This is a genomic window from Gimesia sp., assembly GCF_040219335.1.
Classification (GTDB): domain Bacteria; phylum Planctomycetota; class Planctomycetia; order Planctomycetales; family Planctomycetaceae; genus Gimesia.
Map to the genome: position 1 here is coordinate 26,786 of NZ_JAVJSQ010000040.1, position 26,795 is coordinate 53,580.

A 26,795-nucleotide genomic window follows, 5' to 3' on the forward strand; every position below is an offset into this window, starting at 1 on the left:
GAGCAGAAAGAACAAATCAGCATGAGTGAGACCGACCAGACTTTGATCGAAACCCGTTTTTTGAGGTTGATCAAGCGGGGACGCTGGGAATTTGTGCAACGTGCCAATGCGTCAGGAGTGGTCTGCCTGTTCCCGTTGACCCGGGATTACCGGGTGATTCTGGTCGAACAGTTTCGTCCTCCCGTGAATTCCCCGGTGATTGAATTCCCGGCGGGACTGGCGGGGGACATCGCAGGTCAGGAAGACGAACTGCTGGAAACCGCGGCACTCCGGGAACTGGAAGAAGAGACCGGTTATGCAGCGGGGCGAATCATGTCACTCGGTTCGACAGTCTCTTCGGCCGGCCTGACCGATGAAGCGGTTCATTTTTTCCTGGCCCTCGATCTGGAGCAGGTCGCAGAGGGAGGCGGCGATGAATCGGAGAATATCACCGTGCATTCCGTGCCGTTCGCGGAAGTCGAAGACTGGCTCAAAGCGGCAGAAGCACGCGGCTGTCTGCTCGATGCCCGAATTTACGCAGGCCTGTATTTTCTCTCCAAACATGTGCCGACGACTACCTGAGCCGTTTGCTATATTCTCAAGACAAATGAGCTATAATGGCGACGGACCAACATTACAGCTCCTCTTGAATCCGCTTTTTAATCATAGAATGAGACTCCCATGAGTGAAGAATGGATAGCCGACCGGATGCACCTGATTGACGCCTCCGGAATTCGCAAGGTGTTTGACCTGGCGGCGAACATGAAAAATCCGATCAACCTGAGCATCGGGCAGCCCCACTTTGATACTCCTGATGAGATCAAAGACGCGCTCTGCCAGGCAGTCCGGGATGGGAAAAATGCTTACAGCCAGACACAGGGGATCGCCCCGCTGATCGAAAAGATCCAGACGCGGGTAGATGAGATGTATCATCACGAGGATCGCCAGGTCTTTATTTCCAGCGGCACCAGCGGTGCATTGATGCTGGTGTTGAATGCCCTGGTCAATCCGGGCGATGAAGTCATCGTGTTCGATCCTTACTTCGTGATGTATACGCATCTGACCCGCGTGGTGGGGGGCAAACCGGTGTTTGTGGAGACTTACCCGGATTTCAGGATCGACGTGGAAAAAGTCCGGGCTGCGATCACCGACAAGACGAAGCTGATCCTGTTTAACAGTCCGAGCAATCCGACCGGGCACGTGGCCTCGGAAGAAGAAGTGCGGGCCCTGGCGGAATTGGCGGCGGAAAAAAACATCGCGCTGGTCAGCGACGAGATCTATCGTTCCTTCTGTTATGACGATCCGTTCGTGAGCCCGGCTGCTTATAATGAGAAGGTGATCGTAATCGACGGGATGAGTAAGTCGCATTCGATGACCGGCCATCGGCTGGGCTTCGTGCATGGTCCCAAAGCCGTGACGCAGCAGATGATCAAGCTGCAGCAATACACGTTCGTCTGTGCCCCGCATCCGGTGCAGTGGGCTGGTCTGGCGGCGCTGGACTACGACATCTCGGGACGCGTGGAAGAATATAAGGAAAAGCGGGACCTGATGCTGGATCTGCTCTCGGACCGGTTCGAAATCGCCGGTGCCCAGGGGGCGTTCTATATGTTCGTCAAAGCTCCATGGGGAACGGGGACCGAATTCTGCACCGAAGCGATCAAGAACAACCTGCTGATCATACCGGGTAATGTGTTCAGTAATCAGGATACACATTTCCGGATCTCCTATGCCCAGGAAAATCCGGTTCTGGAAGCCGGGGCGGAAATTCTGAATCGGCTGGCAGACCGCAAGGGCTGAATCATCCGACCGGAAACAGGTCGTTGTCAGGGCCGGGGGAAGTTTTTTTGTACAAATAAAAACTTTCTCTATACCTGAAAGGGTATCACCTCTATCATGGAGAGAGTGTGAGACTCTCATTCCCTTCCGAATAGACTTACGATACTGCCTGACAACGACTTATGCCTTCCGATCAACCGCAGAAAAACGGTCCTGGGGCTCCCGCCGGATCCGCACGCGAAAAGTCTTCTCCCCGCTCTGCTGAACTGCAGGGAGGGGAATCCGCTCCGCTTGCGCGCCTGGATGACTCCGATCTGAGTGAGGACACGGTTTATCAACCGGGGACGACGCCTCAAACGGGTAAAAAGCAGACTGAATCGGTCAATCTTGTTGGCAGGCAGCTGGGTGATTTCAAAATCCTGCGTCGCCTCGGACAGGGGGGAATGGCCACCGTGTATCTGGCTGAACAGGTCTCGCTGAAACGCGAAGCCGCCATCAAGGTGATGCACAGCGAACTGATGAGTGATGAGACCCACATCAGGCGTTTCGAACGCGAGGCAAAAGCGGCCGCGGGGCTCACCCACCCGAATATCGTCCAGGTTTATATGACGGGCGATTTCGAGGGAACGCATTATATTGCCCAGGAATACGTGCGGGGGAGCAATCTCAAGGAATATCTGGCCCGCAACGCCCCCCCCGATTGTGCGCTGATCCTTAAAATCATGCGACAGGTGACGGCGGCCCTGCATGCCGCTGCAGAGAAGGGGATCGTGCATCGGGATATCAAACCCGAGAACATCATGATCACGTCCCGCAAGCTGATCAAGGTGGCCGATTTCGGGCTGGCCCAGATTGCCCAGTCTGAAGAGCGGGTCCATCTGACCCAGGTCGGCACTACAATGGGGACGCCGCTGTATATGAGTCCGGAGCAGGTCAACGGCAAGGCTCTCGACCAGCGGAGCGATATCTATTCGCTGGGTGTGACCTGTTACCATTTGATCTGTGGACGGCCCCCCTTTCACGGGGAAACGGCCCTTTCGATCGCCGTGAAGCATCTGAATGAAGCAGCCCCATCACTGAAGAAGCGCCGACCCGACCTGCCGGAAGAGCTCTGCGATCTCGTGCATCGCATGATGGAGAAAGATCCGAACAAACGTCCGGCCAACGCCACCGAGCTGATGCAGGAAATCCGCAAGATTCCGGAGCAGTCCTCCAGCAGCGAAACACGCGACTGGCGGTCCCGACTGCCGTTCCAGGGAAATCAGGGGTTACAGAAACAAATTGCCGCGTTTGTGCTGGCTTCACTCTGTCTGGGAGGCGTTGCCGCCGCCGTGGGCTGGGTGAATCGCCCCGGGAATCCCCTGGACGCGCCAGTTGTTAATGCTGAGGGCCAGGCCAGTGGTTCTGCGGTGGCGATTGGTAAAGAGGCCTCCGCCATGCTGCAGTATCTGCGGGCCATGCGGATGAAGGATAACATCAACAGCGAAGATGGCTGGAAAGCGGTGATTGAGTATTACCCGGAGAATGAAATCTACAAGCCTCTGGCACAGATTCGACTGGGGCTGTTAATGCTCAAGGGGGGACGGTATGCCGAAGCCCGGCCGATTTTTGAGGAACTGGTGGCATCCGGTCAGGCCCGTTATCAGACGAATGGCTACGCCGGACTGATGGCTCTGGAAAGTCTGGAAGGGAACCCCATCAACTCACAAAACACCTGGGAAAATCACGTTCGCGATCATCTGGATGATCTGGACCGGGAAATGTTTGAGATTGCTTATCTGACCCTGACTCGCAACCAGAGTGCTCCCGGCGTTACCCAGAATGATGATTACCGGAAGCTGTTCGAACAGATGAATAACGAAGGTGAAGAACTGCTCAATCCCTGAGTCAGACTCGTTGCGCTCGCCCATTTCGGAAAGGATCTTTAATTACCGGACGATCCGGTTTCCCGTAGAGATGTCATTTCTGGACAGATACTCTATAATGCAGATCAACCAACGTTTGAGCACGAATCCGGTTCGGATTTCCTGCTCCAACCAACCCAGAATACCAGTTCTATTTCAGCAGAGTCGGGCACAGCTGTGGCGATTTTACAGATACTCAAAGGGAAAGTTCCCGAACAGATCATCGAGCTGAGCGGAGAACGGGTGATAATGGGGCGACATCCCAATTGTGAGATCGTCCTCGATAATGTCGCCGTCAGCCGCTACCACGCCCAGATTCTGGAAAGCCACGGTTTCTACTACCTGGAAGACCTGCACAGCCGCAACGGCACTCTGCTCAACGGCACGGTCATCGAAGGTCGGACCGAACTGCACGAGAACGATACGATCAGCATCTGCGATATCCAGATGCAGTTCCTCGTCGATTATGAACCGTCCCCCGATTTTATCGATTCGGCGATCCAGCAGACGCTGGAAGTCACCAATCGGTCGCTGAAAGAAAACCAGCAGCTGGCCCTCGATGATGGCACGACGGAAGGCGTTCTCGACGGGTCCTCGATCATCAGTCAGCTGGATCTGAATACGAGCAGTCAGCTGCGGATCAGCGTTAAACCCGAAGTCAAGCTGCACGCGGTGCTGGAGATCAGCCAGATTCTCAGCCGGGCTTTGAAACTGGACGACGTACTGCCGCGTATCCTGGACGGTCTGTTCAAGATATTTGCCCAGGCGGACCAGGGCTTCATCATGCTGCAGAGTCCGGAACGCAAAAAGCTGATTGTTAAAGCAACAAAGGCCCGTCGTCGCGAAGACGAAGATTCGATTCGCATCAGTACCACGATTGTCCGTCAGGCGATTATGAGCGGTTCGGCCATCTTGAGTGCAGACGCGGTCGAAGACGATCGCTTCAAGATGAGCGAGAGCATCACGTCACTCCGCATCCGTTCCATGATGTGCGTGCCCTTGATGTCACAGGCAGGGGATGTGCTCGGCGTGATTCAAATCGCGACTCGCGATATCGGTCAGCAGTTCAACAAGGACGATCTGGACGTCATGGTGGCGATTGCCCAGCAGGCGAGCCTCGCCGTCGATAATGCGAAGCTGCACGAAGACCTGGTTCGGCAGCGGGACATCGAGCGGGACCTGGAGTTCGCCCACCAGATCCAACTGGGGTTACTGCCGCACAGCCGTCCGAAGTACAAAGAATACGAGTTCTTTGATTTTTACGAATCAGCCCAGAGTGTCGGCGGTGATTACTTCGACTACATCGAGCTGCCCGGCGGAAAGCTGGCGGTGACGCTGGGGGATGTCGCAGGCAAGGGGGTTCCGGCAGCCATTCTGATGGCCCGCCTGTATGCCTCGGCCCGCTATCATGTGCTATCCCGAACTGCAGCGGACAAGGCACTGGCCGAACTGAATGCAGAAATCGCTTCCAGTGGTGTGGGCCTGCGGTTCATTACATTCATCCTGGCGGTGCTGGATCCGAAAAAACATACGGTTTCAATTGTCAACGCCGGTCATATGGCGCCGTTGTTGAGACGGACTTCTGACGGAACCGTGAAGCAGGTGGCTCAGGAAAAGTCAGGCATGCCGCTGGGCGTGATGAAGACACAGACGTTCCATGTGGAAACGATCACGCTGGAAAAAGGGGATACACTCCTGTTGTATACCGATGGTGTGACCGAGGCCATGGACCAGAAGAACCGTCTCTATCACCGGGATCGACTGGTCAAGTATCTCAAATCAGCGCCTGAAGAAGTCGAACCCCTCGTTAAGGGACTGCTCTCGGATGTGGAGTCGTTCCGCAAGGACTCGATGCAGAAGGACGACATGTGCGTTGTCTGCTTCCGCCGCAAATCATAAAACAGAGACAGAGCCACGCACCAACAGGATGTTCCGCTCTTATGTTCAACCACTCACCGGATGAGGCCCGCTTTGACTACTGATGTATTATCCATTCTCGGCAAGGACGGCAAAGTTGCCCGGCGGCTCGACCATTACGAGGAACGTCCCGAGCAACTGGAGATGGCCGAAGCCGTCGTACGGGCGATGGAAGAGAAGCATCACCTGCTGGTGGAAGCGGGAACCGGGGTGGGCAAAAGTTTCGCATATCTCGTGCCGGCGATCCTGGAGACCTGCAGACAGAACGAGACCCGTACGGGCAAAGACCGTAAACGACTGATTGTCTCTACCAATACGATCAGTCTGCAGGAACAGTTGATCAATCGCGATATCCCGTTCCTGAACGCCGTGCTCCCGGTAGAATTCTCTGCGGTGCTGGTAAAGGGGCGGTCGAATTACATCAGCCTGCGTCGACTGAAAGGGACCGTCGAGCGGGCCGGGAATACGTTCTCGAATGAAGAAGAACTGAGTCAGCTCGATCAGATCGCGCAGTGGTCCCGCAAGACAAACGACGGCAGCCGGTCTGACCTGGATTTTCGTCCGCATCCCAAAATCTGGGATGAGATTCAGAGCGAACACGGCAACTGCCTGGGCAAACGGTGTGCGACTTACAATGAGTGCTTTTATTACCGGGCCCGCCGCCGCGTCTGGAATGCGGATGTGCTGGTGGTGAATCATGCCCTGTTTTTCTCAGACCTGGCGATCCGCCGGGAGGGGAGCAGTATTCTCCCTGATTACGATACGGTAATTCTGGACGAAGCCCACACCATCGAAGCAGTGGCGGGGGACCACCTGGGGCTTTCGATTACCAACAGTCAGTTCGATTACCTGTTCAGCAAGCTGTATAACGACCGGACCCAGAAGGGCCTGTTGATGCATCACAACCTGGTCGACTGCCAGCAGCACGTGATGCGGCTGCGGTTCATGGTCGAGGACCTGTTCGATCATCTGCTGGAGTGGCAGTCCCGACAGGGGCTGGCCAACCGTCGCATTCGCCAGTTGCCGCCGGTCGAAAATACAGTCACTCATGAAATGAAGCTGCTGGCCGCCCAGATTTCAGAATACGCATTCCGTTTGAACAGCGAAGAAGAAAAGATCGAATTGCAGTCTGCCGCCGAACGCTGTTCCGCGCTGGGCGATGGTTTACAGAGCTGGCTCACGCAGCAGGCCGACGCCGATTCGGTCTACTGGGTAGAAGTCTCTCGTGGACGTAACCAGCGTATCAAGATGGTCAATGCGCCCATCGACGTGGGACCGGTGTTGCGGGATGAACTGTTCAACCAGGCTCAGACAGTGATTCTAACCAGTGCCACCCTGGCGGTCGGCGATCAGGATTTCAGTTTTACCCGATCACGGCTGGGGCTCAATCAATGTGAGGAACTGAAGCTGGGAAGCCCCTTTGATTACCGGGAGCAGGTGCGACTGATCCTGCCCGATCCGATGCCGGATCCCGGGGAAGCGCCGGCGGAGTATGAGCGTGCGGTGACTGAGAAACTGAAACAGTATCTCGAACAGACCGATGGCCACGCCTTCGCGTTGTTTACCAGCTACAAGATGATGAAGAATTGTGCCGACCAGATTTCAAGCTGGTTGCAGGATCACAACCTGGCCTTGTATCTGCAGGGGGAAGGATTGCCTCGTTCCCTGATGCTGGAGCGGTTCCGCAATAATCCCCGTGGCGTGTTGTTCGGGACCGACAGTTTCTGGCAGGGGATCGACGTGCCCGGCGATGCGTTGACCAATGTGATTATCACCAAGCTGCCTTTCAGCGTGCCCGATCATCCTTTGTTGGAAGCCCGGGTTGAAGCGATTCGGAATCGAGGAGGCAATCCGTTCATGGATTATCAGATTCCGGAAGCGATTATTAAGCTGAAGCAGGGCTTCGGCCGTCTGATTCGGACTGCCAACGATCAGGGGCAGGTCGTGATTCTGGACCCGCGGGTGCGGACCAAGCGTTATGGTCAGAAGTTTCTGGAGAGCCTCCCGGATTGCACCGTGATTATCGACCGGGATGACTGAGCGCGGCGGCGGTTTGTTAATCTGAGCCGAAGACGATATCGCTGCTGCAGAAGGAACCGCCGAAGTTATTGGCGAGGGTGACCACCTGGTCCAGTCCCTCCATAAACAGGTTGCGACTCAGGTCGGTCAGGGGATGCAGGAACAGGGACCAGAGCACACCGTCGCCGATGGCGTAACGCGCGTCGAGGGAACGGTCGAAATTGGCTTCCATTACGTCCCAGAGGTCCTCTTCGTCCAGATCCTCTTCTTTGATAATCGGCGTCATGATACGAACGCGGTCGTGGATCTCATCGACGATTAAAAACAGGATGCGTTTGTGGTACTCCACTTTCCAGCATCCGTCACCGGTCTCCAGGGGAGTGCTGACATCTTCAATGATTTGTGAGATCGATTGCGGGGTTAAGGTGTTTTTTATTGTCGCAATCATTGTCCTGCTCCTTGAACAATTCTTAAAACGGTTGAAATCGAGAACCGGTTTCAGCAGCAGTTTGAACCCGGTCGTGGGTTTCCTGTCAGTCACAATGTTCAATCAGAGATTGATGCCTCATGCGCGGCGACAGTACCGAAACCAACATGATTTCAATGTTCCCTGCACCTCTATTGTTTATCAGTTCGAATCTAAAAAGCAACATTTTTTTTATTCCTCGTCAGAAAACTATTTTTTGGCGATATCAAATAATCAGTGACCGACTACAATCAGGGTTTAGTTCACTGTGGACGTTTTCCCTCATCATGAGGAAACGGGAAAGCCCTCCTTTCTCTGACTATCTGGATTTCCATTGACCGATCAAGATTCTGCAAAATCCGCAACGATCTCTGAACTGGAGAAACAGTATCGACAGTTACTCGACAATAATTGTCTCGAGTGGCGGAACCAGCGTCAGTTCTCACGCTGCCTGGGGATTGGCGGACAGGGTGTCGTTTATCTGAGCGCACGGGAAGGTGCAGACGGGTTCAGCATTCCGGTGGCACTCAAGCTCTTCTCGCCCAAACGGTATGCCGACTGTACTGCCTATCAGAGCGAAATGGCGCGACTGTCGCAGGTTGCAGCACGCGTGGCACGCGTCCAGGAGAATCACCTGGTTGCCGTGCAGAACTTCGTGAAACGCAACGAAATATATATCATGGAAATGGAGTGGGTCGATGGCTACGACCTGCGGAGCCTGCTCACTCCCGCCACATTCAAACAGATTCGGGAACAGGTTACCCGCCGCCGCTGGAGGACATTGAATAACAATGTCTTCACCCGTGGTGTGCAGCAGCCGCGCCTCAAGCCGGGAGTGGCGGTGGCTATTCTCCGCGAGTGTCTGGCCGCACTCGCTGCTCTGCATCGCAATGAAATTATTCACTGCGATATGAAACCGGCGAACATCATGCTCAAACGGAGTGGGAACGCCAAGATCATCGACATCGGATCCGCCATCGATTTGAACAACCTCCCGGCGAACCATGCCTGTACGCCTACGTATGCCGCTCCCGAGGTTCTCTCCGGGAATCGGGCGACTGCGCAATCCGATCTGGCCAGCCTGGGGTACATTCTGATTGAAGTCATCACCGGCTTTCAGCCGTTTGCGAATCTCAAGTACGCTCAACTGGTCAAAGCGAAACAGAATATTCTGCAGCAGTTGCCCCAATGGTTTCCTGCGGAAGAGTTCGCGTTGAGTGAACCTTTGATGAAGCTCATTCACCGCCTCGTGCATCCCGATCCTGCGGAACGGTTTCCCAGTGCGGAGGCAGCAGAACTGGGAGAAGATGGTGCCGCAGAATTTCATCGGCTGCTGGTGAAAAGTGATCTGCCGAGCGACTATGAAAACGAACTGCGGCTCTGGATCGAAGAAGTCGAAACCGATTATTTCGAATCGACTCAACCGGCCGCCGATCCCGGTACGACTGTGTTCACCACTCGCGCCTGGGATGGTGACGATGATCCGGATTTTTCACTCAAATCCTGAATGCAGAATTGCTGCTGATAATTTACAAAGCTAATAAAAGATCCCTCTCTCAGCTGCTCTGAGATTGCAGAATCCCGTTTAAAATTCGAGATTCCTGATTTGCCGTACCCCGCGGATGCTGCTATTTTAACGTAATAAATATATTGACCCCTTAGCATCGATCGAGGTACTCCGTGAAACAGCGACTCATTCCCTGCCTGCTCCTCTGTATCTGCCTGATAACACAAGTGGCAGATGCAGCCCCGCCCCCACTGAAACTGAAATCGGGTGATCGTGTGATCTTCCTGGGCAATACGATGATCGAACGGGCTCAGAAATTCGGCCGCTGGGAAAGCGTATTTCTACGCAGCTTTCCGGAAGCGAAACTCTCCTTCCGGAACCTGGGCTGGAGTGGTGACACGGTCTGGGCCGATTCACGCGGCATCTTTGATCCCCCGGCTGTCGGTTATCAGCGGATGATCAAGCAGATTGAAGAGCTCAAACCAACATTGATCGTGCTGGGTTATGGCGGCAATGAAGCGTTCGCCGGTGAAAAGGGGTTGCCGGCTTTTGAAAATCAGCTGCATAAACTGCTGACCGATCTGAAGTCCACAGAAGCGAAGATTCTCGTCGTCTCTCCCCATCGTTACGAAAACCAGGGAGCACCACTGCCCGATCCCGCGGAACACAATCGGGATCTCAAGCTATATGCCGATGCGCTGCAGCAGATCGCTCACAAAGGCAATTATTATTTTGTCGATCTGTACAATCAGTTGATTCCCGAACCTGCCGGTGATCCGGGACTGAAGTGGACGACGAACAGTATTCACCTGACGGATGCGGGTTACCAGAAGGCAGCCGAGATCATTGCGGCCGACCTGGGATTACAGCCTGTCACACTCACGCGTGACGTCGATCAGCAGGTGCGTGATTTAACCTTTGAGAAGAACCGTCAGTATTTCTACAACTGGCGTCCGCAGAACATTACTTATCTGCTGGGATTCCGCAAACATGAGCAGGGTCAGAATGCCAAAGAACTGCCACAGTTCATTCCTCTGATTGAGAAGAATGAAGCGGAGATACACAGTCTGGTCTCTGAGCAATAGCTGCTTGAGTTCCCTGTCTTCTGTTTATTCTTACTTGATTCATCTGATCTCTAAAGGATCGTTTCTGTGATAAATTCAGCCGCACTATTTCTGCCTCGCATTGTCGTCTGTTTTGCCTGTCTGCTGACCCTGTTAACCGGTTCCCTCGCCTGGGCCCAGCGGGATCTGACCGATATCCCGCCTCCCGATCCGGAACTGGAACGCAAGTCGTTCAAAGTCGCGGAAGGGTTCGAAGTGAACCTGTATGCTGCCGATCCGCAGATCGCCAAACCGATTCAGATGAACTTTGACCCACAGGGACGGCTCTGGATTGCATCATCGGAAATTTATCCGCATATCAAACCGGGTGAAAAGGCCAACGACAAGATTCTGGTCGTTGAAGATAAGGATGGAGACGGCGTTGCAGATAAGACGACGGTATTCGCCGACGGTCTGCTGATTCCCACGGCCGTGATGCCGGGCGACGGCGGTGCTTATGTCGGCAACAGCACCGAACTGCTGCATCTGAAAGACACGGACGGAGACGGCAAGGCGGATGTCCGCAAAACCGAGCTGACCGGTTTCGGCACCGAGGATACACACCACATTGTGCACACCCTCCGCTGGGGACCGGGCGGACACCTGTACTTCAATCAGTCGATTTATATTCACAGTCATATTGAAACCCCTTACGGTGTGCGTCGCCTCAATGGTGGCGGTATCTGGAAGTACCGCCCCGAGTCGATGGATCTGGAAGTGGTCATGCGGGGGATGCTCAACAGCTGGGGACATCACTTTGATCGCTGGGGGCAGTCGTTCTGTACCGACGGTGCCTATGGTGAAGGGATCAACTACACGTTTCCCGGCGCTGCGTTCGTGACGGCGGTCGGCATGGATCGAATTCTGAAAGGTCTCAATCCAGGCAGTCCCAAACATTGTGGCCTGGAAATTCTGAGTGGGCGCCACCTCCCCGAGGACTGGCAAGGGAATATGATCACCAACGACTTCCGCGGGCATCGCGTCTGCCGGTTTGTCGTCACGGAAAGTGAATCGGGCTATGTCTCCCGTGAACAGGTCGAGCTGATTAAAACCGATCACGTCGCGTTCCGTCCGATTGACGTCAAGATGGGACCCGACGGCGCGATCTACATTGCCGACTGGTACAACCCGATCATTCAACATGGTGAAGTCGACTTCCGCGATCCACGTCGCGACCATACGCATGGTCGTATCTGGCGCGTGACTTACAAAGGCAAACCGACGCTGCCCCGTCCGAACCTGGTAGGCGCCTCCACTCAGGAACTGCTGGAATATCTTAAAGCACCGGAAGAGTGGACCCGTCAGAATGCCAAGAATGTGCTGCGAGAACGGGGGCGTGCGAAAGTCGAAGGGGAACTCAAAACCTGGTTGAGCCAACTCGATCCACAGGACCCTCAGTATGAACACAATCGTCTGGAAGGGCTCTGGGTTGCCGAGTGCATCAGCAGCCCGCAGCCTGAGTTGCTCAAGGCCTGTCTGCAGGCGAAAGACGGACGTGCCCGGGCAGCCGCAGTTCGTGTGGCTAAGGAATGGAAAGACGAAGTGCCTGACATCTACGCTTTGATCGCGTCCCTGGCGAATGACAAGCATCCCCGGGTCAGGCTGGAAGCCGTGCGGGCGCTGTCAGTCTACGATCAGCCCGGTGTGCTCAACGCTGCCTACCAGGCGCTCGATCTTCCTATGGATGAATTTCTGGATTATGCACTCTGGCTGACCACGCGCGAGACACGTGAGATCTGGCTGCCTCAGGTACTGGAAGGGAAATCCGGTCTGCAGAAGGATCCGCGGAAGCTGACGTTTGCCCTGACGGCGATCAATTCTCCCGAAGTAACTCCGGTGATCACAAAGCTGATACAAGAGGGGCAGATGCCGGACAGTCAGCTGCAGAGCAGTCTGAACCTGATGGCGAAATTCGGGAATGATAAGGACCTGCAGCAGCTGTTTGCCCACGCCTTGGATGCGAAAACGAAACCGGCTCAGCAGGCAGCCATCCTGCGGGCACTGGCTCAGGCATTTCAGACCCGAAAAGTCCGCCCTGCGGGGAATCTCGGAGAACTGCAGCAGCTGTTTGGTTCGAAAAATCCTGCCGTGCAGCAGGCAGCCATCGATTGTGCCGGTCTGTGGAAGATCGAATCATTGCAGACACCAATTCGGGAACTGGCTGAATCGGGGAAAACGGAGGCCGGGCTCCGCAACACGAGTCTGTTCGCGCTGGCACGCCTGGGAGGCAAGGAAAACCAGACGCTGTTACTTAATCTGAGTCAGAACGATCCCTCGGTGGATCTGCGGATTGCTGCTATCGCGGCACTGGCCGAAGTGAACGTGAAACAGGCCGCAGCGCAGGCAGTGAGCCTGATGAACGGCGATGCTGCTCCCGCGCAGCTGTCAACTGTGGCGAATATCTTTCTGCAGCGGAAGGGAGGCGTGGGCATTCTGGTGAATGCACTGAAAGGAAAAACGATCTCCAAAGATGCTGCGATTCAACTGAGCCGTCTGGTGCAGTCGTCCGGTCGGGGGAACCCGAATCTGGAGAAAGCGATTGCCACTGCAGGGGGGCTGTCCAGCAGTGGGGCACCGCAGCCGGTCAAGCTCTCTCCGGAAGAGATGGCGCAACTGATCAAGGAAGTACGGACCAGCGGAAATCCGCAGCGCGGGGAAGCGATCTTCCGCCGCGAGAATCTGTCTTGTCTGAAATGTCACGCGATTGGTGGTGCCGGCGGTAAGGTCGGTCCCGATATCATCAGCCTGGGGGGAAGTTCTCAGCCGGATTATATCGTCGATTCACTGCTCGATCCGAATAAAGCGGTCAAAGAGAATTACAATGCGGTGACGGTCGTCACCGTGCAGGGGAAGGTCCACTCGGGCGTCCTGGTGCGACGGACCGACAGCCGGCTGGTACTGCGGGATGCCAACGACAACCTGATGAACGTTCCCCTGGATCAGATCGACGATGAAACGCCAGCAGCGTCATTGATGCCCGTGGGCCTTCTGGACAAGCTGACGCGTCAGGAACTGGTGGACCTGGTGCGTTTCCTGTCGGAACTGGGCAAAACAGACGCGTATACGATTGGCAAAGATCGCGTGGTGCGTCGCTGGCGGGTGATGAAGAATACACCCGAAGCAATGAACGCGATCCGCAGAACGCGGCATGCCACCGCGGCAACCGACAACCCGGCGTTTGTCTGGGAGCCGGCTTACAGCCGCGTAGATGGGAATCTGCCCCTCGACCAGCTGGAAGAGATCGGCCGACTGCGCGTTTCAAAGCGGGCCAGCGGCGCCGCGTTTCTGCGCTGCGAACTGGATGCCACAAAGGCCGGCAAAGCGGTTCTGAAGTTCAACTCGGTCGATGGATTGAAGCTGTGGATCGGGGAAAAGCCGGTTGCCCTCCAGCCGAAAACCGAAGTCGAACTCCAGAAGGGCATCAATACTCTGACGTTTGCGGTCGAACTGCTGCCCGAACGAGATGTACTGCGACTGGAGGTCGAGGACGCGAAAGACTCTCCGGCACAGGTGCAGATTGTGGGCGGGAAGTGAGTTCTTTATGAAGGGGATCCAATCGATCCCCGCACTTCTTTTAGATTACCATTCCAAATGATGGCAAATGCGGTCAGGGTAGCTGCGCCGTGAACTAAGGCTTTTAAGTCCCGATCCTGCTGTTAGTTGCTGTTATTAGAGCGGGTGGGCGGCAAGAGTCCGGTTATATCAGTCCTGCCAGTTGTGTCTGTACACTTTGATGTGTTGGGTGAAAATCTGCTCCATCCCGCAGGTGTAGTACTGAAAAAAATATCACTCCTCCGATACTGATTGTGATAACTGTGGGGATTCTCTGATATCTCCCACTTATGAGTATTTTATTCAATCAATTAGAGAAACGGAGGTCTCTATGCGCTGCTGCATCACGGCTGCGCTGTTGCTTGCACTGAGCACCGGCTGCGGTTCGATCAAGACAACCGCCTACGATCGACTGGAAGATGACACGCTCATCGCCAACCCGGACCGGCATCTCAAAGGCGTGCCGGTCACGCTCAAAGTTCCCACCCATCTCAAGCTGACGATTGAAGAAAAAACCTTCTGGCGCGTAGAGGGATCTGAGTTGATTCCGGTTACGACCTGCCGCGCCACTCGGGATGTGATCCCTAAGGTTCAGTATACCGAAAAGATCTTTCTTGTGGACCCAGTGCGTCCCGGATCGGGAAGCAGCGGTTTTGGATTCACATTCAAAGGTGGAGTAGAGTCTGGTAGTGGTCACTTGGAGGGCCTGAACTATGAAATTACTGACACCACCATTTCGGACTCAGCCACGTTGCTCGCGAAATCAATCGGCTTTGTTAATGCTTTTGCTAAACCAACTGCGGGTGGACAGACAGCGTCTGCATTTGGAAAAGGTAACGATGAGGTTAAACGGTTAGATGTCCTTGAAACAACTCGGGTGATTGCCTGGTCTCAGTTCGACATCAACTCAGAATATTTTGAAGAAGATGTAATGGGGTTTCTAAATCAACATCTCAATGATAGATCCTGTGATCCAGAATGTCCGGTGACGAACACCTGTCAGAAATAGAGAACGGGAACGAATAATTCAGGGGTAATCGGGTTCTCTCGATAGTGAAGGAGTCACTAATGCGTTTAATGTTATTTTTGGTGTTAATGCTGATTTTCTTTAACTCAAGTTGCACATCATTTCACACTATTTCACTAGGCCGGCTGGATAATGATTCGCTTTTTGTAGACTGTTTCAGTAGGAAAGCCAAAGGGATCCCGGTAAAGATGAAGGTGCCTTCACATGTCACTGTAACAATTTATGAACAACAGGTTCTGATTCGAGGAGAGAATGGTGTTAAGCTGCAGTCGTTTTCCCCTCCTCAGTACGAAGTGAAAACCGATCTTGCTTATACAGACAAAGTCTTCCTGGTCGATTTTGTAAGACCAGCCGGTGGTTCCCTGTCACTGTCGGGGGCCGGACAGGAAGATAATGTTTCCTTTGATGATGAACAGTATTTTAAAGCCTTTCAGGCGGAAGTCAAAGAACAGACTATGGAACAGGTTACCAAGGCAATCGATGAGATTGCAGGGATTCCGGGAAGTCTGACCAAAAAATCTGGTGCTACAGGGAAAAGCGTGTCAGCCAGGGTGGTGAACCCACCAAAGAATGGAATCAGTAATCTTCACTTTGAAGATTCGATCGTAGCTTATCAGAGGTTCGATCTGGCCCGTCCTGACTGGGAAGTGGAACTGAACTGTTTTGTCAATAAATATCTGGGCAAATGCGGGACTTGCCCCCTGCCCGCTACGGGGAAGGTCAGTACTTTGTCGGACCAGACTGCTGACGAGTTCGATCAGCTTCTACCACCAAAACTAAAACAATTGAACTGACTCTGATTTGAGGCATATGAATAAGTTGACCAGGTAAGTTTGAACATTCTTTTGATTCACTCTACTGACATACAGCTTGAGTTATTGTCAGTCTCAGGTGAAAGAATTCACGTCAGATATAATTCACGGGAAATGGAGATCTCGATGCGTTACTGGATACCTTTAATAATGCTGTTGATCACAGTGGCGGCAGGATGCAGTTCAATCAAGACAACTGCTTACGATCGACTGGAAGATGATACTCTTGTAGCAAACCCGGATAAACATCTGAAAGGAATTCCGGTTTCTCTCAGGGTTCCCTCGCATATCGAACTGACTGTCAGGGAGAAGACTTTCTGGACTGTTGAAGATACGGAAATGATTCCCTTAAAGAATTGCCGTGCCACAAGAACGATCGATCATGATGTCAAGAACACCGAAAAGGTTTTTCTTGTCGATCCTGTGCGTCCAGCTGGAGGTCCTCTTTCGACTGATGCCAACAATGTCAGTAATTACTATGGTTTTTCGTTTCAGCATGATGACTTAGACACAGCAGATCGAGAAGCGGGTAAAGAAAAAGAATATCAAGAAAGCGGCCGAGGGTATCTGGCAGGACTGAATTACAAAAGCAATGACCAGACCATTAAACGGTCAGCCGAGTTGCTGGTTTCTTCACTAAGCATGATTAAGGCCTTTTCACCTCCGGCTGTAAAGGTGTCAGCGATTGGAGGCGGAAACAACCCGGATCTGGATCTTGAGATCATTGAAACAACGCGGGTAATTGCTTTCTCCCGTTTTGATCTGAATTCAGAGCATTTTGAAGATGATGTCATGAATTTTCTAGATACCTATGTTAACAAAAAGAGCTGCGATCCGGACTGTCCCAGGACTGTCACCTGCCGCTAACCCAGCTCTGCCAATGCATGGATTTATGGAATACCAAAATTAAGTGAAGGAGTCACGAATGCGTTTTTTGACAACGATCATTCTATTGATATTACTGCATACGGGATGTACCTCATTTCGTACTATTTCTCTGGGAAGACTGGATAACGATTCGCTATTTGTGGATTGTTTCAATCGGAAAGCCAAGGGTATTCCGGTAAAGATGAAAGTCCCGAGCCATGTCATGGTATCCATCTATGAACAGCAGGTATTGATTCGAGGTACTGATGGCGTGAGACTACAATCGTTTTCCCCCCCACAATACGAGGTGAACTCTGAATTGACCTATACCGATAAAGTCTTTCTCGTCGACTTTGCCCGACCTGCAGGTGGTTCCTTAACGCTTGGCTCTTCGGGGGATAACGGGATCACGTTCGACAAAGATCAGTACTTCAAGACAATTCAGGCAAAAGTGGAAGAAGAGACGATGAAGCAGGTTACCACTGCATTGGGGACTGTCCAGAAAGGATTTACTGATGCTGGTATCATTTCCTCCAGTAGGGTTGTAACTGCAGAAACTGATATTCCCAATCTCAAATTTGAAAAATCAATCATCGCCTGTCAGCGATTCGATCTGGCCCGGCCTCACTGGGAAGAAGAGGTGAACTGCTTTGTGGAAGAATATCTGGGAAAATGTGGAGATTGTCCGGATGATACAAAACCGGGCGTTCCGCCAGCGCCATGTAAGTGCAAGGACAAAGAGGTGGGAGCTTTGATTGACGACAGCCAGAATTCTTTCGAGGACAGTTTCCGTATGGCAGCACCACCGGCTCTGGAGCGTTTGGAGTAGAGCACAGTAGGATGTAGCGCTTTTTCAAAAACTCGTGTATTTCCTATTTTATGCTTGCCGTTGAGGTGTGTTATTATGTACCGTATCTGTGCGAAGGGGTGTTCCTGATACCTGGATTCTATCTGATCTTAAGTCAACCTGATTTCAAAGGGGGCATGCAGAACGATGAAAAAGAAAGCTACTCGAGAATCAGAAGCGACTGCTAAGAAGAAAGCTCCGTCGAAAAAAGTAACTCGTAAAAAAACTGAATCCAAAAGGGCTCGTAAAAAGACGGCGAATCAAAAGGGATCCTCAAAGAAAAAAACTACCACGAAAAAGGCCACTGAGAAAAAAACGCCTGCCCGGAAACGCTCTCAAAATCCAGTCGCCAATAAGAAACCGGGAGGAAAAAATCAGACAACTTCTAATGCAGATAGTTTGTCAAAAGTATCCACTGTTTTTGCTGCGAGTGAGCCGAATGCATATCAGCCTTATCCGTTGCTGAGAATCATCAAGGATGATGAGATTATTCTTGAAAAGCGTGCACGCGAGGAAGAGCTGGCAAGGCAATATCAGCGAGCGGAAAAAGCATACGAACAATTGTGCAAGGAAGTGAGCGAACAGCAGAAACGCAGGAAAAAAAAGAAGGGGAGTGCATCAAAGAAAGATGCCGTTGACTACGGAGATGTGACAGGTATTGAAATCAGTTTTCGGACCAAATTCGGTCATGTCGTTTCTCCTTTGCAGTATGTGATCACTGTGAATGTTTCCCGGAAAAAGGAGATCAGTGAACTGGGAAAAAGAAATATTACTCCACTCCCGAAAGCCATCGACGGTGTTCCTGTTAAGGTATTGGAGGGAGAATTCGAGCAGGCCGATCAGGTCCCTGAAGGCAGGCTGGCATCGGGTACGGGGCCCGCTGCCCCGCCAGCGACTGATCAGCCCCTCCTGGGGGGGCAGCCAATTGCAGAAATTGAAAGTGCAGATAATTTTGGCACGCTGGGAATGGTGATCGGGACGGATGACGGTACGAACTTCGGTATTTCAAACAAACATGTCACTTCGAATCAGACCATCAGGCTAACGTCAGGCGACGATCAGCACATCGGTGAAGTCATCAAAGCTGTAGAAATGCAATCTTCAAAGAATCATTATGTGGATTCATCCTACTTTTCACTACAGATTCAGGAAGATTTGGAATCACTGCCTTACCAGATTAGAGGTATTAACGATGATGGAGCCGTGGATCTGAAAATTGCGGATCGTGCTATCAAATCCTCCGAGTTGGGTATACCAGTCTTTAAATACGGGGCTAAAACCGGGAAAGTATTACAGGGATACCTGGCGTCAGTGAAAGCACAAGTGAATGTGGGAGGTAAGCTGAGAGAGGGAGTTTTGAAAGCAGAAAAACCATCAGACACTTTTCTGATGGGGGGCGATAGTGGTTCTTTTGCCATGGCGAAGGCAAAGGTCGGTGGAAAGCTAATCTGGCTGGTAATTGGTCTGGTTTTCGCTCAAAAAATGATTAATGGCATTCCGAATGATCGTATTGCTTATATATGCCATATCAAAGACGTGATCGAAGAGTTAGGACTCAGCAGTCAGATTCCAACTGGTCGGTTGACGGATACTTGGGAAAATATCTTCTGATTGTTTCAGACCTGTGCAAGGAAGCATTATGAAACAGATTTTATCATTACTGGTCTGTCTGGTTTTTATCCTTCAGGGGTGCGCGCTGATTCCTCCACAGTTGAATCTCGCGCATAAAGACAAAACTGCCCATAAGCATCCTACTGGGAAAGCACAGAAATCTCTTTCACAGCACAAAGTCGACAAGAAACATCGATTGCTGAAAGAAAAAGTTCAACTGGTTGACTTCAAGCTCTTTGAAAAAGACCAGCACAAGCAAAAGAAACATCACAAAAAACACGCCACGCCTGAGGTGACTGGAAAAGTGATGACGGTCTTCTCTCCTTTGGGGGGGCGGTTAATCGAAGTTCCTCGAAAAGGAGAGGAACTGGGAATGTTTCTGCTGGAACACGAATTTGATATCGCGCTGCTGTATACGCAATCGCTTCAGAAAGAGAATCAACCGAAGCCACAGGGGGGTGTGGACCTGCGTCCTGATGTCATCGTCCTGCAGCGTGGTCCGGTGGCTACGGTCTTTCCTCGGGCGATGTTGGGAATTCCCCAAGTTGCAAATCTCACCGTTCGACCGGATGACAGTCTGATCACTATGGATGTTGTTCAAAACAGTCTCAATGGCAAAAATGAGAAAGGCGAACATAATATACTCTCAAATAATCTTAGTGAGCCTCATTCCCAGCAATACACCATGATCGGGTTGACAAAACAACCTGGAGAGAATCATTCAAAGGGAGGTGAATTCGATGTCAAAGCGATTGCCGAGAAATATTCGAAAGACTTCAGAGGTGATGCCTCGGCGGTGATTGTCATCCATCGTCGCTACCGTAGTCAGATGATTCGCATTCTGCTGCCGAACCCAAAATCAGGCCGATTCAGTAAACCTCAAGATCCTGAACCAGGGGCTAGTGAGGCAGAAAAGAAAGCGATTCAAGTTGCGCAAAAACAGTGGGATGAGTCTTGGGAAAAACACTATGTAGATTTCGGCTATGTAGTTATCCGGGAAGGCGATATCGTCGAATTCACCAGTCTGGAACTACTGGATCTGACTTCGCCATTGAATGCGCTGCTGATGACTCGCTAATTCGAGATGGGCTGAGCCTGAATATCCAGTCTGCTGGCAGGTGTCTTCTGAGGCACAAAGGGCCTCACATTGCTTTCTTAAACTGACTGTCCTCCCCTCTCTTTCATTCCGCCTTTCTGCACTTTGATATATTCAATGAAAATAAATATAGACCAAATGGGATATTTGTGCAGTTTTTCTTGAAATGCAGGGGTGTTTTGTTCATTATGGCTGTTGATTCGTATGTTTTGTTTCGTACAACCATTTGAGATGAGGAGAGGGCCGTGTTTCACGAATCTACAACCAGAGCAAATTCTCTGCGGGGAATTCAACTACTGTTTTTGACTGGCTGTATCATGTTTCAGTCAGCAGTGGTATCAGCACAACCTGCAAATCCAGGGGAAGACACATCCTGGCAGAGTCCTGAGGATACGGTCAAAACGCTATATAAGCAGCATCTTGAAATTTTATCCGAGGCGGATCATCCAGCTGTCGCCAGACTTGAGTCACTGAAAATTCTGGCAGCGATGGTTAAGGCCGGCAATATCAGTGAGAAAGAACAGATTAAGGAAATCTTCAATGCTCTCATCGCTTTGGTGAAATCACCCAATCCGGAAAAAGGTTCCGAATTAGTGACCGACTATCGGAAATTGCGGGAACAGGCGTTGAAGGAGTTACCTCTGCTGACTTCAAAGTGGGTGAAACACGATAACGAAGCTTACGGGAATATGGTGGATGCATTAATTGCTTACTCATCTGAAATTCCCAGTGAATATCAGAAATCCTGGTTGGTGACCCAGACTCTGAGTGAGGTGTTAAAGGCTTTACCGATCGAATTGGAAGATGGGGTTACCAACAATGCCAATCCAACTGTCGAGCGACGTACAATCAAGCAGGCCTCGCGTGGATTGAAGAAAATCGCTTTAGATCCAAAGCAGGACCTGCAAGTACGTTATAATGCTGTTATGGGTATCGTTGAAAAGGGGGATGATTTTCTGGTCTTACCTACGCCTCCTGCAACGGATTACAAGTTCAAACCAAAGGCTGATGTAACCAGTTTTTATATATTGGCTGATCAATTGAATGCGCTTGTTACCAGAGACGATTTACCCCCATTACTCTTGCGACAATCTTCGATTGCTCTTGAGCGGTTTTTGGGTATCAAACTGCCCTGAGAATCAATCCGACCTGAGGGAATATGATCTTGTGAAGTGGGGAATTTCCCGTTTAGCGTTTAAATTTCAGTGTGATTGCGGTTATGATGAACCGAGGCAGCAGGAGGCCGTCGGGGATTTATTAACGCAAGATAACGGCGCCGGTTTCAGTCTTTTAAGACAGGGAAGGCCGGGGGCCGACGCAATCGATTCTTCATCACATTGAACAGGAGCGCGCGATGTCAACCACAACAGCCAGTGAACTGTATCCCGAAGTCAAAGCCTTTCTGGAAGAGGGGACGCTGAAGGGAGTCGTCGGGGGTAAAGAGGTCGAATCTGCGGGTGGCGAGACGTTCGTGACGTCGGATCCGGGATCGGGCAAACAGCTGGCAGAAGTCTTCAGCTTTCAGCCGGGTGACGTCGACATGGCCGTGGATGTGGCTGATGCCGCTTTCCGCAAGACCGGCTGGGCCGAAATGCCCCAGAACGAACGCAGTGCCCTGCTGCATCGCCTGGCGGACGCCGTCGAAAAACACAAACCGATGATTGCCCAGCTCGAAGCACTGGATGCCGGTAAGATTGAAGCCCAGGCCCAGGGGGACGTGCAGAACTTCGTCGATACGATGCGGTACTTCGCCGACCTGGCCCAGCACGTGCAGCGACGATCGGTTCTGGCCGTGCCTCAGCACGAAGCCTGGACCGTGCGTCAGCCTTACGGTGCCTGCGGATTTATCTTCCCGTGGAACTTCCCCTTCCTGCTGATCGGCTGGGGGATTGCTCCGGCACTGGCAGCGGGGAACACGGTCGTCATCAAGCCGGCGGAAGATACGCCGATGTCGGCCATCTACCTGGCTCGCCTGGCGAAAGAAGCCGGTATTCCGGATGGCGTGATCAACGTTGTGCCCGGTTACGGGGCGGTCGCCGGAGCTGCGCTGTCAGGGAATCCCAAACTGAAGCGGATGTCGTTTACCGGATCGCCGGAAGTTGGTCGCCTGGTGGCGGAGTCCTGTGGTGCGAATCTGGTGCCCGTCAAACTGGAGCTGGGCGGCAAAGGGGCTGCGGTGGTCTTCAGTGACGTCGATGTTCCCGATACGGCTCAGAAGCTGGTGAATGCGATCACCTTCCACACCGGTCAGGTCTGCTGTGATGCGACCCGCTGGTTGATTGACGAAAACATTTACGATCACTTTGTGAGTGAATGTGTTGATCGTCTGAAGAAGGTGCAGGTCGGTTATCAGCTGAATGAAGACAGCCAGATGGGACCGGTGGTTAATGCGAAGCAGCATCAGCGGGTGCTGTCTTACCTGGAAAAGGGGCAGGCCGAAGGGGCCGAATGCGTGCTCGAAGGGGGCGCTGCTGAGGTGCCCGGTTACGAAGGTTACTATGTGAAGCCCGCGCTGATGGCCGGTTCGCTGGATAACGTGGCGGCCCGCGAAGAGATCTTCGGGCCTGTGGCTTACCTCGCACCGTTTAAGACCGAAGAGCAGGCGATTCAGATGACGAACTCGACCGACTACGGTCTGGCGAACAGCGTCTGGACTTCTGACCTGAGCCGGGCGTCACGCGTGGCGGAAGCGATGTGTGCCGGCAACAGCTGGATCAACGCTCATAATGTGTTCGCACATGGCGTGCCTTACGCCGGGATCAACAAGAGCGGTATGGGGGGCGGCGTGCTCTCCGTGGAAACGCTGTTTGATTACTGGCGGAGCCTGTCGGTGGTTCGTCCGCTGTAAGACGATGTATAATTGAACTGAAACGCCCAGCAGGTCGATTCTTCGGATCAGATCTGCGGGGCGTTTTTTATTGCGCAGCTTGACTTTTTTTCGCCTGAAAAAGCGGATTTAACTGCAGGCCGGCTAATTAGTTGGCGTTCACGCGAACATTGCTTGACAGGCCTTATCCGGCGCCTCTAAGATCAGTATTAGCGATGCACTCGCTGGGACCCACCTGTTCTCCCGGACCATGATGGCATGGTTCGGCTTCTGAGAGACGCACCAGCATCGCTGTAAGATGATCATCTACGGGGCATGAAGTATGCGTTCCCTTTTGCTGCGAAGCGGGCTGCTCGTACTGGCGGTCGGCGTTACCTGTCTGACACTGTTTGCCGAGGCAGATCCGAAGTCGAAACCGACGACGAAGGCTGAAACCGGAGTGGCCGATGCGGGTATCGATTTCAATCGCGATATCCGTCCGATTCTATCCAACAACTGTTTCTTCTGTCACGGTCCCGATGAAAAGCATCGCGAGGCCGATCTGCGACTGGACACCAAAGCGGGGGCGTTTGCCTCTGCGATTGTCCCGGGCAAGCCGGAAGAGAGTGCCCTGATCGAGCGGATTATCTCGACAGACGATGATATCAAAATGCCGCCTGCGGACTCGGGTAAGTCACTCAAGCCGGAAGAGATCGAGTTGATCAAACGCTGGGTGCAGTCGGGAGCCGCCTGGCAGGAGCACTGGGCCTACGTCAAACCGGAACGGGCAAAGCTGCCGAAAGTCAAGCAGGCCGACTGGCCGCGGAATGCGATCGATTACTTCGTCCTGTCGCGGCTGGAAAAAGAAGGACTCAAACCCTCACCGGAAGCAGACCGCCGAACGCTGGTGCGTCGGCTCTACCTGGATCTGCTGGGCCTGCCACCGACGGCTGAGGAAGTCGACGCGTTTGTGAATTCCAAGGATCCCCAGGCTTACGAGAAACTGATTGATCGTCTGCTGGAGACGCCCGAGTATGCAGAGCGAATGACGCTGAAGTGGCTCGACCTGGCCCGCTATGCTGACACGAACGGTTACTCGATTGACGGGGGCCGCCACATGTGGCTCTGGCGGGACTGGGTGATTGATGCGTTTCACAAGAATAAACCGTACAACGAATTCATTACCGAACAGATTGCCGGTGACCTGTTACCGAATGCGACACCCTGGCAGCAAGTGGCGACGGGCTTCAACCGTAATCACATGATTACGCACGAAGGGGGGACGATTCCCGAAGAGAACCTGGTCAACTACACAGTCGATCGGGTGAAGACGACGTCGGAAGTCTTCCTGGGACTCACGATGGGATGTGCCCAGTGTCATAATCATAAATACGACCCGATTACGATGAAGGACTTCTACCAGTTCTACGCCTATTTCAATCGCCTGGACGATCGCGGGCTGGACGGGAACAGCGGAATCAATGCCGGTCCCAAGCTGGCGGTGAAGACCCAGCTGTCCTTCGCTGCGGAAGAACTGAAGTCGCTGGATCAGGAACTGGCGCAGGTCGAACAGGCACTCGCGCATCCTGATGAAACACAGCTGGCTGCCTGGGTCGCTCAGACGAAACAGGAACTTGAACAGCGGGGGAAAGATCTGAAGCTGCACGAACTGAGTGTGATCAAGGTGTCTGATCCGAATACGCGGAGTGCCTTTGAGGTCAGTGACGAGGGACATGTGCTGGCGCTGGCTGCCAGTGGACGCTCTCCTTCGATTTCGCTGAAAGTTGGCGCGGACGTCGACCAACTGGATGGCTTGCGGATTGTATTTTACCCGAACGAGAAACTGCCCGAAGGGGGCATTGGTCACGGTAAGAAAGAGTCGTTTCCGGGAGGCTTCATTCTGACCAGCTTTGCTGCGTCGGGAACCGCGATTCCCTCCGATCAGCTCGACCTGTATGCGATGTTGAATGTCGCGAAGATCACCGCAAGCCGATCTCACCCCGATTACCCGGCGGCTGACTGTCTCGATCCGCGGGATCACAACGGTTGGTCACCCGCACCGGAAAACAAGCAGCAGCAACATCTGACAGTGACCTTCGACCAGCCTTACGATACGAAGGATTCGAAGTATATTACGGTGATGCTGGTCTGGGGCGGTGGTCAGTATGGCGGACGCCAGGCGTTGATGGCCGGAGATTATCAGATCTTTGGGATGACCGGCAGCGATGACGGAACCATCATTCCTGAAGCGATTCAGCAGATCCTGGCGATAGATGCCACGGATCGCGATGCGAAACAGACGGCGGCTCTGAAAGCTTACTACAGCGGGATCGCTCCCGAACTCGAGAATCTGCGCTATCAACGGGAGAATCTCAAGGAACGCCGCAAGATGCTGACCGATTCGTTTGAGACGATGGTCATGAACACGGCCAAAAAGCCACGGGAGACGTTTATTCTGAATCGGGGGCAGTACGATCAACCGACCGAAAAAGTGTCGATGGGTGTGCCCGGGTTCCTGCCGGGCGCCTCTCAGCAGGAATCGGAGGACCGCCTGGGGCTGGCCCAGTGGCTGACCTCGCGTGAGAATCCGCTGGTGACCCGCGTGGCGGTGAACCGGTTCTGGGAAATGCTGTTTGGTCAGGGAATTGTTTCAACGTCCGCTGACTTTGGTTCGCAGGGGGATCCCCCGACGCATCCCCGACTGTTGGACTGGCTGGCGGTGGAGTTTTATGAATCGGGCTGGGATGTCAAACACATCATGAAGCAGATTCTGATGTCGGCGACCTATCGTCAGTCCTCAGCGGGAACGCCGGAGCTCTGGAAAGAGGATCCACAGAACCGACTGCTGGCCCGAGGTGCCCGGTTCCGGCTGCAGGCCGAAGCGATTCGGGATGCGACCCTCAAGGTCTCCGGACTGCTGGTCGAACGTGTGGGCGGGGCGAGTGTGAACCCCTATCAGCCGGAAGGGCTGTGGCGGGAAGTGAGCCATTACGGCAGTTCGCCGGCGACCGCGCAGGTCTTTGTGCAGGATCACGGCGAGAAACTGTATCGCCGGAGTATGTATACCTACTGGAAGCGGACGGTTCCGCCGCCGAATATGCAGACCTTTGATGCACCCAACCGCGAAGTCTGCCTGGTGAGTCGGGCCCGTACAAATACTCCGCTGCAGTCCCTGGTGCTGCTGAATGATGTGCAGTTCGTGGAAGCGTCTCGCAAGTTCGCGGAGCGCATCATGCTGGAAGGGGGGACTTCGCCCGAGGAGCGAATCACGTTTGCGTTCCGCGAAGCTTTGGGACGACCGCCGGCGGAGTGGGAATTAGAGACCACGCGGGCAGCTTATCAACGTGAGTTGAAAAACTACCAGGCGGCACCTGAAGCGGCGCGATCGCTGTTGTCGCAGGGAGAATCGACGAGCGATGCGAGTCTGAACCCGCCGGAAGTCGCGGCGTGGACGACCGTGGGGAGTATGCTGTTCAACACTTATGAATTTATGACGCGAGGGTAAG

General features: G+C 53.1%; 18 protein-coding genes. 17 read left to right on the forward strand and 1 reads right to left on the reverse strand.

Going from position 1 to position 26,795, the window contains the following annotated elements; genetic code table 11:
- Positions 1 to 21 precede the first annotated feature (21 nt).
- The 5 genes from RID21_RS28440 to RID21_RS28460 all read left to right on the forward strand — a co-directional run bounded on the left by RID21_RS28440 (position 22) and on the right by RID21_RS28460 (position 7,616).
- Positions 22 to 561, forward strand: a complete 540-nt coding sequence (locus RID21_RS28440; RefSeq protein ID WP_350194871.1) for an NUDIX hydrolase — start codon at positions 22 to 24, stop codon at positions 559 to 561.
- 99 nt (positions 562 to 660) lie between these two features.
- Positions 661 to 1,776: a pyridoxal phosphate-dependent aminotransferase gene (locus RID21_RS28445; protein ID WP_350194873.1), complete on the forward strand. Its 1,116-nt coding sequence runs from the start codon at positions 661 to 663 to the stop codon at positions 1,774 to 1,776.
- A gap of 161 nt (positions 1,777 to 1,937) precedes the next feature.
- Positions 1,938 to 3,641 (forward strand): serine/threonine protein kinase, encoded by a 1,704-nt coding sequence (locus RID21_RS28450; protein WP_350194875.1) that lies wholly within the window; start codon positions 1,938 to 1,940, stop codon positions 3,639 to 3,641.
- A gap of 195 nt (positions 3,642 to 3,836) precedes the next feature.
- Positions 3,837 to 5,558, forward strand: coding sequence for a SpoIIE family protein phosphatase (locus tag RID21_RS28455; RefSeq protein ID WP_350194877.1), 1,722 nt, complete (start codon positions 3,837 to 3,839; stop codon positions 5,556 to 5,558).
- Positions 5,559 to 5,618: 60 nt separating this feature from the next.
- Complete coding sequence (locus RID21_RS28460; RefSeq protein WP_350194879.1) at positions 5,619 to 7,616, forward strand: ATP-dependent DNA helicase; 1,998 nt, start codon at positions 5,619 to 5,621, stop codon at positions 7,614 to 7,616.
- A 16-nt stretch (positions 7,617 to 7,632) separates the two neighbouring features.
- Here RID21_RS28460 and RID21_RS28465 read toward each other — a convergent pair whose 3' ends face one another.
- On the reverse strand, positions 7,633 to 8,043 hold the full coding sequence (locus tag RID21_RS28465) for a hypothetical protein (RefSeq protein WP_350194881.1): 411 nt from the start codon (positions 8,041 to 8,043) through the stop codon (positions 7,633 to 7,635).
- Between the two features lie 352 nt (positions 8,044 to 8,395).
- On the opposite strand from RID21_RS28465, the gene RID21_RS28470 reads away from it, so the two are divergent.
- The 12 genes from RID21_RS28470 (at position 8,396) to RID21_RS28525 (ending at position 26,794) form a co-directional block, all read left to right on the forward strand.
- Positions 8,396 to 9,568 (forward strand): serine/threonine-protein kinase, encoded by a 1,173-nt coding sequence (locus tag RID21_RS28470; RefSeq protein ID WP_350194883.1) that lies wholly within the window; start codon positions 8,396 to 8,398, stop codon positions 9,566 to 9,568.
- A 173-nt stretch (positions 9,569 to 9,741) separates the two neighbouring features.
- Positions 9,742 to 10,653 carry an SGNH/GDSL hydrolase family protein gene (locus RID21_RS28475; RefSeq protein WP_350194885.1) on the forward strand — a complete coding sequence of 304 codons (912 nt, stop codon included), beginning with the start codon at positions 9,742 to 9,744 and terminating at the stop codon, positions 10,651 to 10,653.
- Between the two features lie 66 nt (positions 10,654 to 10,719).
- A complete protein-coding gene (locus RID21_RS28480; protein WP_350194887.1) occupies positions 10,720 to 14,205 on the forward strand; it encodes a PVC-type heme-binding CxxCH protein in 3,486 nt (1,161 codons plus the stop codon).
- Positions 14,206 to 14,554: 349 nt separating this feature from the next.
- On the forward strand, positions 14,555 to 15,232 hold the full coding sequence (locus RID21_RS28485; protein WP_350194889.1) for a hypothetical protein: 678 nt from the start codon (positions 14,555 to 14,557) through the stop codon (positions 15,230 to 15,232).
- A 59-nt stretch (positions 15,233 to 15,291) separates the two neighbouring features.
- Entirely contained in the window at positions 15,292 to 16,044 is a 753-nt protein-coding gene (locus RID21_RS28490; protein WP_350194891.1) for a hypothetical protein, read from the forward strand.
- Between the two features lie 144 nt (positions 16,045 to 16,188).
- Complete coding sequence (locus RID21_RS28495; RefSeq protein ID WP_350194893.1) at positions 16,189 to 16,929, forward strand: hypothetical protein; 741 nt, start codon at positions 16,189 to 16,191, stop codon at positions 16,927 to 16,929.
- Between the two features lie 58 nt (positions 16,930 to 16,987).
- Positions 16,988 to 17,758, forward strand: a complete 771-nt coding sequence (locus tag RID21_RS28500; protein ID WP_350194895.1) for a hypothetical protein — start codon at positions 16,988 to 16,990, stop codon at positions 17,756 to 17,758.
- Positions 17,759 to 17,923: 165 nt separating this feature from the next.
- Complete coding sequence (locus tag RID21_RS28505) at positions 17,924 to 19,387, forward strand: hypothetical protein (protein ID WP_350194897.1); 1,464 nt, start codon at positions 17,924 to 17,926, stop codon at positions 19,385 to 19,387.
- A 28-nt stretch (positions 19,388 to 19,415) separates the two neighbouring features.
- Positions 19,416 to 20,465: a hypothetical protein gene (locus tag RID21_RS28510; protein WP_350194899.1), complete on the forward strand. Its 1,050-nt coding sequence runs from the start codon at positions 19,416 to 19,418 to the stop codon at positions 20,463 to 20,465.
- 263 nt (positions 20,466 to 20,728) lie between these two features.
- On the forward strand, positions 20,729 to 21,619 hold the full coding sequence (locus RID21_RS28515) for a hypothetical protein (protein WP_350194901.1): 891 nt from the start codon (positions 20,729 to 20,731) through the stop codon (positions 21,617 to 21,619).
- A gap of 218 nt (positions 21,620 to 21,837) precedes the next feature.
- Entirely contained in the window at positions 21,838 to 23,331 is a 1,494-nt protein-coding gene (locus tag RID21_RS28520) for an aldehyde dehydrogenase family protein (protein ID WP_155366574.1), read from the forward strand.
- A 301-nt stretch (positions 23,332 to 23,632) separates the two neighbouring features.
- Positions 23,633 to 26,794 (forward strand): PSD1 and planctomycete cytochrome C domain-containing protein, encoded by a 3,162-nt coding sequence (locus RID21_RS28525; protein WP_350194903.1) that lies wholly within the window; start codon positions 23,633 to 23,635, stop codon positions 26,792 to 26,794.
- Position 26,795: the final 1 nt, after the last annotated feature.